The sequence below is a fragment of the Nocardiopsis coralliicola genome, from assembly GCF_054779695.1.
The window spans coordinates 13,343-30,130 of the sequence record NZ_BAAGXT010000018.1 but is presented as its reverse complement, the minus strand read 5'-3'; the positions used below and the strand labels follow the sequence as shown (position 1 = coordinate 30,130).

Sequence of the window (16,788 nt, the reverse complement as noted above, 5' to 3'; positions counted from 1 at the left end):
ACGGGGGCGGGCCGCGCGTGTTCTCCGTCTCCCTTTCCGGCCCCCTGTGCCGCACCGCCCGACCGGGAGGGTCCGCGCGGCCCAGCCGCGGCGGAGCCGTGCACGGTGCGCGTCCCGGTTACCGGGACCCGGTCCGCGCATCCGCCCGCCGGGGCGTCTACCCTGGCTTTTCATGGCCACCGAAGCCCCAGAACCGCTGCCCGCGGAGGACATCGACATCCACACCACGGCGGGCAAGCTTGCCGACCTGCAGCGGCGCCGCCACGAAGCGGTGCACGCCGGCTCGGCCCGCGCCGTCGAGAAGCAGCACGCCAAGGGCAAGATGACGGCGCGTGAGCGCATCGACGCCCTGCTCGACCCGGGCTCGTTCACCGAGTTCGACGCCCTCGCCCGGCACCGCTCCACCGACTTCGGCCTCGACGCCAACCGCCCCTACGGCGACGGCGTCGTCACCGGCCACGGCACCGTGGACGGCCGGCCGGTCGCCGTGTTCAGCCAGGACGTCACCGTGTTCGGCGGCTCCCTGGGCGAGGTGTACGGCGAGAAGATCGTCAAGGTCATGGACCACGCCCTCACCAACGGCTGCCCGGTCGTCGGGATCAACGAGGGCGGCGGCGCACGCATCCAGGAAGGCGTGGCGGCGCTCGGCCTGTACGCCGAGATCTTCAAGCGGAACACCCACGCCTCCGGCGTGGTCCCGCAGATCTCGCTGATCATGGGCGCGACCGCCGGCGGACACGTCTACTCGCCGGCGCTGACCGACTTCACGGTCATGGTCGACGGCACCTCGCAGATGTTCATCACCGGCCCCGACGTCATCAAGACCGTCACCGGCGAGGACGTCACCATGGAGGACCTGGGCGGCGCGCGCACGCACACCACCCGCTCCGGCGTCGCGCACTACATGGGCGCCGACGAGCAGGACGCCATCGACTACGTCCGCGAGCTCCTCTCCTACCTGCCGTCGAACAACCTGGACGACGCGCCGGCCGCCCCGGCGGAGCCGGACGCACTCGAGGTGAGCGACGAGGACGCCGAGCTCGACACGTTCATCCCGGACTCCGCCAACCAGCCCTACGACATCCGCCGGGTGATCGAGCACGTACTGGACGAGGGCGAGTTCCTGGAGGTCCAGGAGCACTTCGCCGCCAACATCGTGGTCGGCTACGGCCGGGTGGAGGGCCGCAGCGTCGGCGTGGTCGCCAACCAGCCGATGAACTTCGCCGGCTGCCTCGACATCGACGCCTCGGAGAAGGCCGCCCGGTTCGTGCGCACCTGCGACGCGTTCAACGTGCCGGTGCTGACGTTCGTGGACGTCCCGGGCTTCCTGCCCGGCACCGACCAGGAGTTCAACGGCATCATCCGGCGCGGCGCGAAGCTGATCTTCGCCTACGCCGAAGCGACGGTCCCGCTGGTCACCGTCATCACCCGCAAGGCGTTCGGCGGAGCCTACGACGTGATGGGCTCCAAGCACCTGGGCGCCGACGTCAACCTGGCCTGGCCCACCGCGCAGATCGCGGTGATGGGCGCCCAGGGCGCGGTGAACATCCTGCACCGGCGCACGCTGGCCGCCGCCGAGGACGTGGAGGGCGAGCGGGCGCGGCTCGTCGAGGAGTACGAGGACGCGCTGCTCAACCCGTATACGGCCGCCGAACGGGGCTACGTCGACGGCGTCATCCTGCCCTCGGAGACGCGGCTGTCGGTGGTCAAGGCGCTGCGGGCGCTGCGCACCAAGCGCAAGCAGCTCCCGCCCAAGAAGCACGGGAACATCCCGCTGTGAGCGGCGCGGACAGCACAGTCGGCGAGGGCGCGCCGGTGCTGAGGATCGTGCGCGGCGCACCGTCCGCGGAAGAGCTCGCGGCGCTGGTCGCGGTGGTCTCCGCCCGCGCCGCCGCAGCGCAGGCGGCGGCCGCCCGCGGTTCCGCCGCGCGGCCCCGGTCGGCGTGGCGGGACTCGGCCCGGCCCGGACCGCAGGTGCGGCCCGGCCCCGGCGCCTGGCGCCGCAGCATGCACCCCCAATGACCGTCCCGGCAGCAGCGGCCGCGCCGGCGGCGCTGCCGGCGGCGCACCCCGCCCGCACCCCCTCCCCCGACCGCGCCGCGCGTGCCGCCCCGCCGGCGCAGGTGGCCGCCTCGCTGCAGGCCACCACCGAATAGGCAGAATCTAGACTGCTCACGACAGGCGGTACGTCCGGTCGCCGCCATCCAGGAGGAATCGACCCACCGTGCGGAAAGTACTGATCGCCAACCGCGGCGAGATCGCGGTGCGCATCGCCCGCGCCTGCCGCGACGCCGGCCTGGGCAGTGTCGCCGTCTACGCCGAGCCCGACCGCGACGCCCTGCACGCCCGGATCGCCGACGAGGCGTACGCGCTCGGCGGCTCCACGCCGGGCGAGAGCTACCTGGCTGTCGAGAAGCTCCTCGACGTGGCCGCCCGCGCCGGCGCCGACGCCGTGCACCCCGGGTACGGCTTCCTCGCGGAGAACGCCGACTTCGCCCAGGCCGTGCTGGACGCCGGGCTGACCTGGATCGGCCCGCCCCCGTCGGCGATCACCGCGCTCGGGGACAAGGTGCAGGCGCGCCACATCGCACAGAAGGTCGGTGCACCGCTGGTGGCCGGCACCCCGGACCCGGTTTCCGGCGCCGGCGAGGTCGTCGCCTTCGCCGAGGAGCACGGGCTGCCGATCGCGATCAAGGCGGCGTTCGGCGGCGGCGGCCGCGGCCTGAAGGTCGCCCGCTCGCTGGAGGAGGTGGCCGACGCCTACGAGTCCGCGGTCCGCGAGGCCGTGACGGCGTTCGGCCGGGGCGAGTGCTTCGTGGAGCGCTACCTGGACCGGCCGCGGCACGTCGAGACGCAGTGCCTCGCCGACGCCCACGGCAACGTGGTCGTCGTGTCGACGCGCGACTGCTCGCTGCAGCGGCGGCACCAGAAGCTCGTAGAGGAGGCGCCGGCGCCGTTCCTCACCGCCGAGCAGACCGAGCTGCTGTACTCCTCGTCCAAGGCGATCCTGCGCGAGGCCGGCTACGTCGGCGCCGGCACCTGCGAGTTCCTGGTGGGCGCCGACGGCACCGTGTCGTTCCTGGAGGTCAACACCCGCCTGCAGGTCGAGCACCCGGTGACCGAGGAGGTCAGCGGCATCGACCTGGTGCGGGAGATGTTCCGGGTGGCCGACGGCGAGGAGCTGGGCTACACCGACCCGGTGCTGCGCGGGCACTCCTTCGAGTTCCGCATCAACGCCGAGGACCCGGGGCGCGGCTTCCTTCCGGCACCGGGCACCATCACCCGGCTCGGGCTGCCGGGCGGTCCGGGTGTGCGCGTCGACACCGGCTGCGAGGAGGGCTTCACCGTCCCGCAGGCGTTCGACTCGATGGTCGCCAAGCTCATCGTGACCGGCTCCGACCGGCACCAGGCGCTGGAGCGGTCGCGCCGCGCGCTCGCCGAGTTCACGGTGGGCGGGATGCCGACGGTGATCCCGTTCCACCGCGCCGTGCTCGACGACGCGGCGTTCGCGCCGGCGGGCGACACCCCGTTCTCCGTGCACACGCGCTGGATCGAGACGGAGTTCGCCGAGAGCACGCAGCTGCCGCCCTACGAGGGCGTCCCGGCGCAGGCCCCGGACGAGGGCGGCCGCGAAGCGGTCACCGTGGAGGTCGGCGGGAAACGCGTCGAGGTGGTGCTGCCGGCCGGCCTCGGCGCCGCAGCCGCGCCGACCGCCGGCGCGGCCCCCGCGGGCGGCCGCAAGCGCTCCCGCTCCTCGGCCGCCGGTACGGCCGCGGCCAGCGGCGACGCGCTGGTCTCCCCGATGCAGGGCACCGTGGTGAAGCTGGTCGCCGAAGAGGGCTCCGCGGTCGCCGAGGGCGACACCGTGGTCGTCATCGAGGCGATGAAGATGGAGCAGCCGCTCACCGCGCACCGCGCCGGCACCGTCACCGGCCTGGCCCTCTCCCCCGGCGACACCGTCTCCGCGGGCGCCGCCGTCTGCGAGATCAAGGACTGACGCACCACCGCGCAAAGCCGACGGCGCCGGCCTCCCGAAAAGGGGGGCCGGCGCCGTCGCATGTGCACGGCCCCTCCCAGCCCCTGGGGGCGCGGGCAGACACAGCCCCGGCATCCGCCTCCCTGAGCACAGCGCCCCCTGACGGGGAGTGGTGGTCCATCCCCGCTCTGCGGGGCGCTACTCCACCACGAGGAACGCAGTCCCGGGCCATCCATGCCCCATCCCGGCGCAGAGGACCACACGGAGCGCTTGAGCCCCTGGAACCCGCAGGCGCACGCTCGCCCCGGTGCGCGCACCCCCTCGCCTGCCCTATCCCCGCGCCGGAGACACGTGCGGATCGCCCCCACGCCCCTGCCCGCGTCGGCCCATTCCCGCATGCGCGGGAGTCACAGAGCCGACCTGCGGTAACGCGTGGCGTTACCCGATACATCGATTGACCACATCATGGCCACATGCCGTCGGGCAGCATCCAGCGGGGCCATCATGCCGCGCCGCTCGGCATCGGGGCGGGGACGGGGCGCTGTGGCACATCTTCATACGGTCCATCCCCGCGCACGCGGGGCGCGCCCCTGCTGGCCTGTGCGCTGCTTCGGCGGAAGGGGCCACTCGGGCCGCTCCGGGCTGCTGGTCCATGGGCGTACACGCGTCCCGGTCATGGCCGGCGGCGTGGCCGGCCCGCCGGCCCGCCGGCCCAGTCTGGTGAGTCGCGGGAGCGCTGTCGAGGGGCTCGGAACGCCGGCTGCCAGCCGCGGGAGCACCGGAGGCGCAGTGCGACCGGGTTCATATCCGGGGGCCCGGGAATAAGTCCGGCGTAAAGGCTATTGTCCCTATTCGTGACCAACATGTGGAACCTGACCCAGCGGCGGCACGTGGACCTGTGCCGTGTCGCGAGTCAGGCGTGTCGCTGAACGCTCCACCGCGTTCCCGATCCGTGCCCCCCATCTCCACTGGAGTCACACCGTGCTCTCCGCGCTCCGACGCGTCCCCTTTGCTGCCCAGGTCATCGCCGCACTGTTCATCGGCGTCGGCCTCGGGTTCGTCGCCGTCCAGCTCGGCGGCGACCCCGAGACCTCACCGAACTGGCTCGGCACCACCCTCGACACCATCGGCAGCACCTTCGTCACGCTGCTCACCGCGATCGTCCCGCCGCTGATCCTGCTCGCGGTCATCTCGTCGATCGCCAGCCTGCGCAACGTCTCCAACGCGGCGCGGCTGGCCGGGCAGACCCTGCTCTGGTTCGCGATCACCGCGCTGGTCGCCGTCGCCATCGGCATGGGGCTGGGCCTCGTTCTGCGGCCCGGCCTGAACAGCGGGGTCAACCCCGGTGACGCCGAGGTGCCCGACACCACCGGCTCCTGGATCGCCTTCATCGAGTCGATCGTGCCGGTCAACTTCCTCGGCCTCGGCGCCTCCACCACTGAGGAGGGCGGCGCGCTCACCACCGGCCTGGAGTTCAACGCGCTCCAGCTCATCGTGATCGCCATCGCGGTCGGCATCGCCGCCGTGAAGACCGGTGAGGCCGCCGAGCCGTTCCTGGCCTTCACCCGCTCCGCGCTGAAGATCGTGCTGAAGGTGCTGTGGTGGGTCATCCGCCTCGCGCCGATCGGCACCATCGGCCTGCTCGGCAACGCCGTCTACAGCTACGGCTGGACCACCATCGGCGCGCTCGGCCAGTTCACCGTTGCGATCTACCTCGGCCTGGCCCTGGTGCTCTTCGTCGTCTACCCGCTCCTGGCCCGGGTGCACGGGCTGTCCATCGCCAAGTTCTTCACCGGCGTCTGGCCCGCGGTGCAGCTCGGCTTCGTCTCCCGCTCCTCGATGGGCACGATGCCGGTGACCCAGCAGGTCGCCGAGCGCAACTTCGGCGTTCCGCGGCACTACGCCTCGTTCGCCGTGCCGTTCGGCGCCACCACCAAGATGGACGGCTGCGCCGCGATCTACCCGGCGATCGCCGCGATCTTCGTGGCGCAGTTCTTCGGCGTGCCGCTGGGCATCACCGACTACCTGCTCATCGCCTTCGTCTCGGTGATCGGCTCCGCGGCGACCGCCGGCACCACCGGCGCCACCGTCATGCTGACCCTGACCCTGTCCACCGTCGGCCTGCCCCTGGAGGGCGTCGGCCTGCTGCTCGCCGTGGACCCGATCCTGGACATGGGCCGCACCGCCACCAACGTGGCCGGGCAGGCGCTGGTCCCGGCGATCGTCGCCAAGCGCGAGGGGATCCTGGACACCGAGCGCTACGCCGCGCCGCGCGGCCTGGACGGGTTCGTGGACGAGACCTTCACCACCCAGGCCGAGCGCCAGTCCGAGGCTGAAGCGGCGGACTCCGGAAGCGCGGACGGCGCCGATCCCGGTACCGCCGGCGCTGCCGCAGCCGCCGGCTCGGCGGGCGCAGCGCGCAGCTGATCAGCGGACACGGGCGGCGGGCGGCCACAGGCGGCCGTCCGCCGCCCGTGTCGGGAACCCGCACCCCTGCCTGTTCGTCCTTACGGTGGAGAGGGAGGCGAGAGGAACGACATGTTGCGCCGATTCGCAGTACCGGGCCTGCTGACCGCAGGTCTCATCGCCGCCGCAGCCGCCCCTGCCACGGCTGACGCGCCGCAGGCAACGGATGTGGCCGGCGACCTCAAGAGCGACCACGTCTTCGTCGAGGAGGGCATCGCCCAGGACCAGTTCGAGGGCGGTGAAGAGGAGATCCTCGTCTCGGCCGCCGAAGGCGCCGACACCGACCAGCCCGTGTACTTCCTGGTGCTGCCGGAAGACGCGTTCGGCACCAAGACCGAGCAGGACGCCTTCATCGACGGTGTGATGGACGAGGTCGGCGACGGCGTCTACGCCGGGTTCTCCGGCAGCGAGACGCCGTTCATCGAGTCTCCGAACCTGGAGACCGCCGACATCAACCAGATCGGCCAGGAGGCCTACGCCGCGGCCGAGCAGGGCGGCGGCGCCAACCAGGTCGACTTCCTCGCCGCGGTGCCCGACGCGGTGCAGACGCAGGAAGAGGCCGACGCCGCCTCCGGCATGTTCGGCTTCGCCTTCCTCGGCCTGCTCCTCGTCCTCGCTGTGGGCGGCGGCTTCTACCTCCGCAGCGCGCGCAAGAAGCGCGAGGCCGAGAAGGCCAAGCAGCTCGCGGAGATCAAGCAGATGGCCCAGGAGGACGTCGTCCGGCTCGGCGAGGACATCGCCCGGCTGGAGATCGACCTGCAGGCGGTCGACGACGCCACCCGCACCGACTACACGCACGCGATGGACTCCTACGACCGCGCGAAGTCGGAGCTGGACACCATCCGCGAGCCCGACCAGATCCGGCAGGTCACCACTGCGGTCGAGGACGGCCGCTACTACATGGAGGCCACCCGGGCCCGGCTCGGCGGCGACCCGGTGCCCGAGCGGCGCCAGCCCTGCTTCTTCAACCCGCAGCACGGCACGTCCAAGCAGGACGTGCAGTGGGCCCCGCCCGGCGGCTCGGTGCGCACCGTGCCGGCGTGCCAGGACTGCAGCCGCGCCGTGCTGGCCGGCGGCGACCCGGCCGACGTCCGCCTGGTCGAGGTGGACGGCGAGCGCCGGCCCTACTACGACGCCGGCCCCGCCTACGCGCCCTACGCCGGCGGCTACTTCGGCGCCAGCATGATGATGGGCATGTTCTCCGGCATGATGATGGGCTCGATGATGGGGTCCATGATGGGCGGCGCCATGATGGGCGGCATGGGCGGAGACATGGGCGGCGGCGACATGGGGGACATGGGCGGCGGCGACTTCGGCGGCGGCGACATGGACTTCGGTGGCGGCGACTTCGGCGGCTTCGACTTCTAGGACCGCTCCGCCTCCGCACACTCCACGCAGAAAGGGCCCCGGCCCGGGACTCCACTCCCGGGCCGGGGCCCTTCCGTCTGCGCGGGAAGTTCCGGTGGACGGGCGGTGCAGCAGGCGCCGCCCGGCCGGCGCGGCACCGCGGGCGCCGCTGGGCCGATCCCCCGCACCGCTCCCGCACGGCTCCGGCCGCTACTCCGGCGACGCGAGCATCAGGGAGCGCGCAGCCTCGGTGAGGCTGCCGGACAGCGACGGGTAGACGGCGAAGGTGTGCGCGATCTCGTCGACGGTCAGGCGCTGCTGCACGGCGATGGAGACGCCCAGGATGAGCTCGCTGGCGCGCGGTCCGACGATGACGCCGCCGAGCACGATGCCGGTCTGCTGGCGGCAGATGAGCTTGACGAAGCCGTCCTTGCTGTTGTTCATCTTCGCCCGCGGGTTGGTGTCCAGCGGGAGGTTGACGATGCGCGCGTCGACCTTGCCGGAGCGCACGTCCTCCTCGGTGACGCCGACCGACGCCAGCTCCGGGTGGGTGAAGACGGTCGCGGCGACCGTGGACAGCTTGAGCGGCGAGACGGCCTCGCCGAGCGCGTGCCACATCGCGATCCGGCCCTGCATGGCGGCCACCGAGGCGAGCATGTTGACGCCGGTGCAGTCGCCGGCCGCGTAGACGCCGGCGGCGCTGGTCCGCGACACCCGGTCGACCTGCACGAAGCCGCCGCTGTCCAGGCGCACCCCGCTCTCCTCCAGGCCGAGATTGACCGTGTTGGGGATCATGCCGACGGTCATCAGGCAGTGGCTGCCCTCGACGGTGCGGCCGTCGGAGAGGGTGACCCGGACACCATCGCCGGTGTTGACGACCGACTCGGCGCGGGTGTTGCCGAGCACGCGCATGCCGCGGCGGCGGAACACGTCCTCCAGGACCTCGGCGGCGTCGGCGTCCTGGGTCGGCATCACGCGGTCGCGCGAGGAGACCAGGGTGACTTCGGAGCCCAGCCCCAGGTAGGCGTTGGCGAACTCGGCGCCGGTGACGCCGGAGCCGACCACGATGAGCCGCTCGGGCTTCTCGTCGAGGTCGTACAGGTGCCGCCAGGTGAGGATGCGCTCGCCGTCCGGGCGCGCGGTGGGCAGCTCGCGCGGGTGCGCACCGGTGGCGAGCAGCACGACGTCGGCGTGCAGCCGCCGCTCGCCCACCGCCACGATCCGCGGGTCGACCAGCCGGGCCTCGCCCGAGATGACCTCGACGCCCTCCTTGACCAGGCGTGCCGCGGTGTCCTCGGACTGGGCGCGGGCCAGCCGCTTCACCCGGTCGTTGACGGCCTTGATGTCGGCGTCGACGCTGCACTCGGGCCCGGAGTTCACGGTGAGCCCGAGCCGGCCGGCGTCGCGCACGTACGTCGCGCGGACCGACGTCGCGATCAGCGTCTTGGACGGCACGCAATCGGTCAGCACGCACGAGCCGCCGACTCCGTCCCGTTCCACCACGGTCACGTCCGCGCCGAGCTGCGCGGCGACCAGGGCCGCCTCGTAGCCCCCCGGCCCGCCACCGATGATCACGACCTTCGTCACGTCAGTCCCACTCCTTCTATCGCTCCCTCCCATTGTCGACCATGGGCGGACGGGCTTCCGCACCGGCGCCGCACGTCGGCGCCGCCTCCGGGCTGCGGCAGCCGCGCCGGGGGCGGCCGGCGGCCCTCCGGGTGACGGGTCACACGCCGCGGCGTTGCGCTGAGTAACAAATCGGAAGCCCAGGGGTACCCTCCGGAAGAGTGAGCGAATCCACGCAAGACCGCCTTGTGACCACCACCGCCGACGCCAAGGAGCGCGCCGCGGCGGCGGCGAAGGAGCTGACCTCGCGCACCGGCGCGGACTCCTACGACGCCGCGGTCGTGCTCGGATCGGGCTGGACCGGGGTCGCCGACCACCTGGGCACGCCCGACATCGAGATCGAGGCGGCCGACCTGCCGGGGTTCATCGAACCGTCCGCGCCGGGCCACTCCGCGAGCGTGCGCAGCCTGTGGGTGGGCGCCAAGCGCGTCGCCGTGTTCTGCGGCCGGGTGCACCTGGGCGAGGAGCGCGACGCGCTGCGCGTCGCCCATCCGGTGCGCACCGCGATCGCGGCCGGCGCCGGCACTGTCGTCCTCACCGGCTCGGCCGGCTCGCTGCGCGCCGACTATTCGGTGGGCCAGCCCATCCTGGTCCGCGACCACGTCAACCTGACCGGCGCCTCACCACTGGTCGGCCCGGACTTCGTCGACCTGACCGACGCCTACACGCCGCGGCTGCGCGAGCTGGCCCGGCAGGCCGACCCGTCGCTGACCGAGGGCGTCTACGCCGAGGTGGTCGGGCCGCAGCTGAGCACCCCGTCGGAGCTGGCGCTGCTGCGCACCGCAGGAGCCGACCTCGTGGGGCACTCCATCGCGCTGGAGGCCATCGCGGCCGTCGAGATGGGTGCGGAGGTCCTCGGCCTGGCCGCGGTCAGCAACGACGCCGGCGGCAGCATGCTGGTGCCGTTCGACCAGGAGCAGGCCCTGGATGCCGTGCGGTCCAACGCCGAGCGCCTCGGCGGACTGCTGCACGCGCTGCTGATGACGGCCTGAACACGCTGCACGCCGGGCTGCGCCGCCGGAAGAACCGGGGCAGCCGGGGCCCGGAGGGACGGGAAAAGGGGGAGGGCCGCCGCTCTCCTCCGCGCGAGAGAGCGGCGGCCCTCCTCCCGGCACCGCGTGGCGAGCATGCACCCCGAGGCCCTGGGGCGCCGGCACCGGCCTCGGGCGGGTCCGGTGTTCCGCGCGAGCACCGAACCCGCCCCGGCGGGAGCGGACCCGGTGTTCCGCGCGAGCACCGGGTCCGCCTTTCGCCTTAGGCATGCCTAACCTAATCGGCGTCCGGCGCGTCCGTCAACCCCCGCCACCGCGCACTCTGCGCGCCGCAGCGGGCTGCAGCTGCCCGGAGACGACACAGGCGCCCCCGGTAGCACCAGGGGCGCCCAGCGCGCGGCCGCAGGCAGCCGCACCGTGTACCGGGCTCCGCAGAGCGGCGCTCAGAACAGCAGCAGGATGACCAGGAGTAGCGCGACCGGCCCGCCGAGCGCACCTACGGCGTCGGGGGCCCAGCCCGCCACCACTCCGCCGGGCGCTGCGCCGCTGCGCGCCGCGGCCGGGTCGGGCACCGCTGCCTTCCGCCGCTCGGCGGCCCGGCGCAGCTCCAGCGCCTGCAGTTCGGCGGGGCGCAGGTCCCTCGGGTCGGCATCGGCGACCGGGTCGCGGTCGGACAGCCCGGAGTCGCGGCGCAGGTTCTCCCGCACCTTCGCGCGCTTGGTCTCGCGCAGCGCCCAGGAGCGCACCACGGTCGAACCGGCGTGCACGCGCACCACATCGGTCACATCGGCCCAGGTGAACGCCGACCAGGGCACGAACGTGTCGCGGAGCGGGTTGACCACCTTCACGCCGTCGGCGCCCGGCACCACGCGCGGCCGCAGCCAGAGCACGTAGGCGACGCCGGCGCTGAACAGCAGCACGGCCGCCGCGATCAGCGAGGCACTGTCGCGGCCGCGGACCGCGAGATCGATCAGCAGCAGGGCCACCACTCCGAGCCACACCCAGGCCAGGACGCGGGGAACGGTGGGTGCGAGGGGGGTGGCGTCGTCGGTCTGGTCCACGGCGGTCGGTCTCTCCGTCTCTGGCGGTGTGCGCGGGGTGCGCGGCTCGGCCCGGTGGCGCGGCGCCGGCCGCAGGGCCGGCGCCGGTGCGCGGGCCCTGCCGTCCGGCACGGTCCGCCCTCTATTGCCCGGACCATTTCAGCTCGGCGAATCCGGGCTTGATCCGCCCGTTGATCAGGGCGAGGCGCTCATCGAACGGCAGGAAGGCCGATTTCATCGCGTTCACCGTGAACCACTGCAGATCATCCCAGTCATACCCGAACGCGCCCACCAGGTGCGCGAACTCCTCGGAGAGGGTGGTGCCGCTCTGCAGCCGGTTGTCGGTGTTGACGGTGACCCGGAAGTGCAGCCGGCGCAGCAGCCCGATCGGGTGCTCGGCGATCGACGGCGCAGCACCGGTCTGCACGTTGGAGCTGGGGCACATCTCCAGCGGGATGCGCTTGTCGCGCACGTAGGCGGCGAGCCGGCCGAGCCGGTGGCCGCCGGCCGCATCCGGCTCGACGTCGTCGACGATGCGCACGCCGTGGCCGAGCCGGTCGGCGCCGCACCACTGCAGCGCCTCCCAGATCGACGGCAGCCCGAACGCCTCGCCGGCGTGGATGGTGAAGTGCGCGTTCTCCCGGCGCAGGTACTCGAACGCGTCCAGATGGCGGGTGGGCGGGTTGCCGGCCTCCGCGCCGGCGATGTCGAAGCCGACCACGCCGGCGTCCCGGTAGCGGACCGCGAGCTCGGCGATCTCCCGGGAGCGGGCGGCGTGCCGCATCGCGGTGAGCAGGCAGCCCATCCGGATGGGCCGGCCGGCGTCCGCGGCCGCGGTGGCGCCGGCCCCGAACCCGGCCAGCACCGCCTCGACGACCTCGTCCAGGGTGAGGCCGCCCTCCAGGTGCTGCTCGGGCGCGAACCGCACCTCGGCGTAGACCACACCGTCGGCGGCGAGGTCCTCGGCGCACTCCCGGGCGACCCGCTCCAGGGCGGCGCGCGTCTGCATCACGCCGACGGTGTGCGTGAACGTCTCCAGGTAGCGCTCGAGCGTGCCGGACGACGACGCCTCGGCGAACCAGGTGGAGAGCTTCTCCGGCGTCGCCGCGGGCAGATCGGTGTAGCCCGTCTCGCGGGCGAGGTCGATGACGGTGGCGGGGCGCACCCCGCCGTCCAGGTGGTCGTGGAGCAGCACCTTGGGTGCCTTGCGGATGGTGTCCAGCGCGGGCTCGTGCGTCATGGCGCCAGCATGCCACCCGCGCCCCCGCCGTCACATCAGAGCCGCGCCCTCCACTGCCCCCGCCACGCTGCCCGGGCGTGCCCCTTGCCCGAGGGCGCGCAGCGCCGCACCGGCCATCAGCCGCACGCCGGCGCCGATCGCGCCCTCGTCGACGTCGAACGTGCCGCGGTGCAGGTCGAGCATTGGGCCCGCCGCGTCGACCGGATGTGTGCCCAGCCGCGCCAGCGCGCCGGGCACGTGCTCCAGGTACCAGGCGAAGTCCTCGCCGCCGAGGCTCTGCGGCGTCGACGCCTCCGCCTCGGGGCCCAGCGCATCGCCGACGGCCTCGCGCAGCAGCGCGACGCTTCCGGCCTCGTTCACGGTCGGCGGGACACCGCGCCGGTACTCCAGCTCGGCCGTCGCCCGGTAGGGCGCGACGGCCGCGTCGAGGAGCTCCTTGATGATGTCGGGCGCGGCGTGCCAGGCGTCGTCGTCGAGGCAGCGCAGGGTGCCTTCGGCGACCGCGTCGTCCGGGATGGCGTTGGGCGCCGAGCCGGCGCTCACCCGCCCCCACACCAGGCTCAGCCCGGCGCGGGGGTCCACCCGGCGGCTCAGCGCCGCCGGCAGCTCGGTGACGACCTTGCCCAGCGCGTAGACGAGGTCGGAGGTGAGGTGCGGCCGGGCGGTGTGCCCACCGGGGCCGGACAGCCGCACCGACACCTGGTCGCAGGCGGCGGTGATCGGCCCGGTCCGCAGCCCGACCTGGCCGCTGAGCAGCCGCGGGTCGCAGTGCAGGGCGAAGATGCGGTCGACGCCGTCGAGCCCGTCGGCGCCGATCACCGCGCGGGCGCCGCCGGGCAGCTCCTCGGCCGGCTGGAACAGCAGCCGGACCCGGCCGGGCAGTGCCCCCGCCCGCTCCTGCTGGGCGAGGAACTGCGCCGCGCCCAGCAGGACCGCAGTGTGCACGTCGTGCCCGCACGCGTGGGCGGCGCCGGGCACGGTGGAGCGGTAGGGGACGTCCTTCTCGTCGGTGAGCGGCAGCGCATCGATGTCGGCGCGCAGCGCCACCGTCGGGCCGCCGCTCCCGATGTCGCAGATCAGCCCGGTGCCCTCGGGGAGCCGCCGCGGCTCGAGGCCCGCGGCCTCGAGCCGGGCGGCGATCCGCTGCGTGGTCCGGGTCTCGGCGAACGCCAGCTCGGGGTGCCTGTGCAGGTCCCGGCGGAACTCGACGAGGCTGCGTTCAGAGCGGGCGAGAAACGCGGTCAGCTGATCCCGCAGATCACGTCCCTGCATGGGATGGCCCCCTATGTGTTGTCGGCCCGCCGGCCGGCTCGGTCGCCGGGCTGCCGGTGGGCCTGTTCGTCGGAGTGGTGAGGTCGGTTGCGGCCCGCCCCGGCCCGCCGAGCCCTTCGCGGAACTCGGCGGCGAGGTGGTCGACGACGTCGGCGAGTCCGCCGCCCTCGGCGACGACGGCGCGCTGCCGCTCGTAGGAGGCGCCCTTGTCGAGCACCTCGGAGACGGTGTCCAGGTCGTCGGCGCAGCCCAGCCGGGCGGCGACGGGCCGCAGCTCGCGGACGAGCTCGTAGATGTCGTCCCGCAGCGGGGCGGTGGACCCGCGGCCATCGGTGATGACCCGCGCGTCGAGGCCGTAGCGGGTGGCCCGCCACTTGTTGTCGTGCACGACCCAGGAGGGCGGGCTCGGCAGCCGGTAGCCCCGGTCCAGCTGCTGGTCGAAGAGGGCGACCAGGCTCTGGGTGAGCGCGGCCGCCATGCCCACCTCGCGCAGGGTGGGAATGCCGTCGAACATGCGGATCTCGACGGTGCCCAGGTCGGGGTGGGGCCGCACGTCCCACCAGACCTCCTTGATGCCGGCGATGGTGCCGGCCCGCAGGAGCGTCGCCATGTAGTCCTCGAACTCGGCCCAGTCCTGAAGCATCGGCGGCGGCCCGGAGGTGGGCAGCGCGCCGAACACGATGGAGCGGCTGGACGCGAGGCCGGTGTCGATGCCGTTCCAGAAGGGACTGGACGCGGTCAGCGCGAGGAAGTGCGGCAGGTGGTTGGCGAGCGCGTTGACGATCGGCACGGCCTTGTCCGCGGACCGGATCCCGACGTGCACGTGGACGCCGAAGGTGAGGATGCGGCGGGCGAGCCACTGCATCTGGTCGACGAGTTCGCCGTACCGCTGCACCGGCGACATGGCCTGGTCGCGCCAGTCGTCGATGGGGTGGGTGCCGGCGCAGATGGCGCCGATGCCGCGCGGCGCGAGCACGCCGTCCAGGGCCGTGATGCTGCCGGCGAGGTCGCGGCGGGCCTCTTCGACCGTCTCGCACTTGCCGCTGACGACTTCGACGGTGCACTGCATGAGTTCGTGGCGGAGCGGCGGAGCCGACGCGGCCTCGCTGAGTCCGGGGAGTTCGGCCAGGACACGCTCCGCCTCCTGGCGGAGGTGGCGGGTATTCAGATCGACGAGCTGCAGTTCCCACTCCACCCCGAGGGTGGTGCGGTCCGAGGCGTTGAATTCGATTCCCACGGTGGACCTCCGCGCGGTCGTGGCGTCGCTGGCGACACAGGCACCATAAGCGAGAGCCGCGGCGATTCCGCCGGTCCCCATTTCCCGTCATCTCCTCATCGCGCGCCGGGCCGAAGGGGCCGCACGCACGGGGTCTGCATCAGGGCCGCGCCGCATGCGCAGGCGGGCCGTGCGGGGACGGCGATCGGGTGCACGGAGCCGAACCGCCGGTCATCGCGCCGCATTTCGAGGATTACAGATCTCCCGCGCTCCCGGGAGGAAAACGACGATCATGGTCTCCGCGGATTCCGCGGACCTGCCGGAATGTGCGGGCGGACGCGCGCCGCCGCGTTTCTCACGCTATCGGACGGGCGCGCTTTCGGTGGCGAAGTGACCGATACGTGATACGCAGGGCGACTGCCGCCGCCGCAACCCCCGCCGCCGCAGCGCCGGCGGTGGCCGCCCGCGCGACACGCCGGGAGCCCCGCGTGTCCTGGCCGGTGCCGGCCGGCCGCGCGCCGGGGCGCGGGACGGCCCGCCGTGCGGGGCGCTCGGCCCTCATGGCGGTCCCGCCGCTGCCGGCCGGCCCGAGGCTGACGGGCACGTCCACCGGAACGGCGCCCTGGTAGGGCGGCGGCACGGGCAGCCAGGTGGCGGTCCAGGCAGCGGTGAACATGACCATCCGCAGCACGATGTTCATCCACACCAGCAAGCCGACGAGGACGGCGAAGGAGGCGTAGACCGGGTTGTCCAGGGTGCCGGAGATGAGGAGCGTGCCGGCCGCCTTGAGCACCTCGAAGCCGACCGCGGCGAACAGGGCACCGCGCCACAGCAGCCGCCAGGGGCGCTGGGTCCCGGAGAGCCGGGAGAACACCACGAGGAAGATCAGCGTGTCGGCGCCGATGGCGATGGCGAGGCCGAGCAGCCGGGTGGCGGTGGTCGCGGCGAGCGAGCCGTCCAGCTCGACCCAGGCCAGCAGCCATCCGGTGGCGGCCTGGGCGAACCCGGTCAGCGCCACGGAGCCGATCAGCGCGGCGCCGAGCACCAGCATCACCGCGATGTCGCCGAGCTTGGCGATGACGAAGTTGGGGCCTTCGGACGGATTCTTCATCCACAGGGTGTGGAGGGCTTCGCGGAGCGCGCCGACGGCGCCGAGGCCGGCGTAGAGCAGACCGAGGAGGCCGAGCACGCCGGCGCCGGTGCGGGCCGCGGCGATCTGGTCGATGGGCAGCTGCGCGGAGAGCCCGGGCAGCACGTCCTCCAGCGCGGTCTCCAGGTACGTCCGCGCCTGCGGGTCGAACTCGACGGCATACCCGACCACGGCGTAGGCCAGCGCGATGAGCGGGAAGAACGACAGGAACGCGAAATAGGTGACGGACGCGGCGAGCTGGTTCCCCTGCCGGTCGGCGTAGCGCTCATAGGCCCGCACCAGGTGGTCGAACCACGGCCGCCCCCGCCGCAGCGCCCAGTAGCCCTCCATGGCCCGCTGCCGTTCGGCCCCCAGCCGCTCCCGGATCCGCTGCACGGTCCCGACCGCTCCCACCTCCCCGCTCGCACCGGAGCACCGAGCGTAGCGGCCGCCCCACTCCCGGCAAAAGCAGCGCCCCGGGCGC

Annotated in this window: 14 protein-coding genes; 8 read left to right on the top strand and 6 right to left on the bottom strand. The window is 73.4% G+C overall.

All coding sequences use genetic code 11. From position 1 onward, the window contains the following. Nucleotides 1–172: 172 nt before the first annotated feature. The 7 genes from ACYVGT_RS14750 to ACYVGT_RS14720 all read left to right on the top strand — a co-directional run bounded on the left by ACYVGT_RS14750 (nucleotide 173) and on the right by ACYVGT_RS14720 (nucleotide 7,810). On the top strand, nucleotides 173–1,780 hold the full coding sequence (locus ACYVGT_RS14750; protein WP_460858392.1) for an acyl-CoA carboxylase subunit beta: 1,608 nt from the start codon (nucleotides 173–175) through the stop codon (nucleotides 1,778–1,780). Continuing rightward, nucleotides 1,777–2,022, top strand: a complete 246-nt coding sequence (locus ACYVGT_RS14745) for an acyl-CoA carboxylase epsilon subunit (protein WP_460858390.1) — start codon at nucleotides 1,777–1,779, stop codon at nucleotides 2,020–2,022. Before ACYVGT_RS14750 ends, ACYVGT_RS14745 begins: the two co-directional genes overlap by 4 nt. Beyond that, the gene (locus tag ACYVGT_RS14740; RefSeq protein ID WP_460858388.1) at nucleotides 2,019–2,156 is read left to right on the top strand and encodes a hypothetical protein; all 138 of its coding nucleotides are present in this window, start codon (nucleotides 2,019–2,021) and stop codon (nucleotides 2,154–2,156) included. The genes ACYVGT_RS14745 and ACYVGT_RS14740 overlap by 4 nt, the downstream gene beginning before the upstream one ends. A 68-nt stretch (nucleotides 2,157–2,224) precedes the next feature. Next, the gene (locus ACYVGT_RS14735) at nucleotides 2,225–3,997 is read left to right on the top strand and encodes an acetyl/propionyl/methylcrotonyl-CoA carboxylase subunit alpha (protein ID WP_460858386.1); all 1,773 of its coding nucleotides are present in this window, start codon (nucleotides 2,225–2,227) and stop codon (nucleotides 3,995–3,997) included. Nucleotides 3,998–4,839: 842 nt separating this feature from the next. Beyond that, the gene (locus ACYVGT_RS14730; protein WP_460858516.1) at nucleotides 4,840–4,905 is read left to right on the top strand and encodes a putative leader peptide; all 66 of its coding nucleotides are present in this window, start codon (nucleotides 4,840–4,842) and stop codon (nucleotides 4,903–4,905) included. A gap of 52 nt (nucleotides 4,906–4,957) precedes the next feature. Next, nucleotides 4,958–6,403: a dicarboxylate/amino acid:cation symporter gene (locus ACYVGT_RS14725; protein WP_460858383.1), complete on the top strand. Its 1,446-nt coding sequence runs from the start codon at nucleotides 4,958–4,960 to the stop codon at nucleotides 6,401–6,403. Between the two features lie 111 nt (nucleotides 6,404–6,514). Further along, nucleotides 6,515–7,810: a chemotaxis protein CheA gene (locus ACYVGT_RS14720; RefSeq protein ID WP_460858381.1), complete on the top strand. Its 1,296-nt coding sequence runs from the start codon at nucleotides 6,515–6,517 to the stop codon at nucleotides 7,808–7,810. Nucleotides 7,811–7,999: 189 nt separating this feature from the next. Here ACYVGT_RS14720 and ACYVGT_RS14715 read toward each other — a convergent pair whose 3' ends face one another. Further along, nucleotides 8,000–9,376, bottom strand: coding sequence for an NAD(P)H-quinone dehydrogenase (locus tag ACYVGT_RS14715; protein WP_460858379.1), 1,377 nt, complete (start codon nucleotides 9,374–9,376; stop codon nucleotides 8,000–8,002). A gap of 227 nt (nucleotides 9,377–9,603) precedes the next feature. Here ACYVGT_RS14715 and ACYVGT_RS14710 point away from each other — a divergent pair, with 227 nt between their 5' ends. After that, nucleotides 9,604–10,407: a purine-nucleoside phosphorylase gene (locus tag ACYVGT_RS14710; protein WP_460858514.1), complete on the top strand. Its 804-nt coding sequence runs from the start codon at nucleotides 9,604–9,606 to the stop codon at nucleotides 10,405–10,407. Nucleotides 10,408–10,850: 443 nt separating this feature from the next. Here the strand turns inward: ACYVGT_RS14710 and ACYVGT_RS14705 are convergent, their stop codons facing one another. The 5 genes from ACYVGT_RS14705 to ACYVGT_RS14685 all read right to left on the bottom strand — a co-directional run bounded on the left by ACYVGT_RS14705 (nucleotide 10,851) and on the right by ACYVGT_RS14685 (nucleotide 16,718). Then, on the bottom strand, nucleotides 10,851–11,468 hold the full coding sequence (locus ACYVGT_RS14705; protein ID WP_460858377.1) for a PH domain-containing protein: 618 nt from the start codon (nucleotides 11,466–11,468) through the stop codon (nucleotides 10,851–10,853). Nucleotides 11,469–11,589: 121 nt separating this feature from the next. Beyond that, nucleotides 11,590–12,687 carry an adenosine deaminase gene (locus tag ACYVGT_RS14700; protein WP_460858375.1) on the bottom strand — a complete coding sequence of 366 codons (1,098 nt, stop codon included), beginning with the start codon at nucleotides 12,685–12,687 and terminating at the stop codon, nucleotides 11,590–11,592. Between the two features lie 30 nt (nucleotides 12,688–12,717). Continuing rightward, nucleotides 12,718–13,959, bottom strand: coding sequence for an amidohydrolase (locus ACYVGT_RS14695; protein ID WP_460858373.1), 1,242 nt, complete (start codon nucleotides 13,957–13,959; stop codon nucleotides 12,718–12,720). Then, nucleotides 13,946–15,196, bottom strand: coding sequence for a glutamate--cysteine ligase (locus ACYVGT_RS14690; protein WP_460858371.1), 1,251 nt, complete (start codon nucleotides 15,194–15,196; stop codon nucleotides 13,946–13,948). The genes ACYVGT_RS14695 and ACYVGT_RS14690 overlap by 14 nt, the downstream gene beginning before the upstream one ends. A gap of 334 nt (nucleotides 15,197–15,530) precedes the next feature. Further along, nucleotides 15,531–16,718, bottom strand: coding sequence for a YihY/virulence factor BrkB family protein (locus ACYVGT_RS14685; RefSeq protein WP_460858369.1), 1,188 nt, complete (start codon nucleotides 16,716–16,718; stop codon nucleotides 15,531–15,533). Between the last annotated feature and the right edge of the window lie 70 nt (nucleotides 16,719–16,788).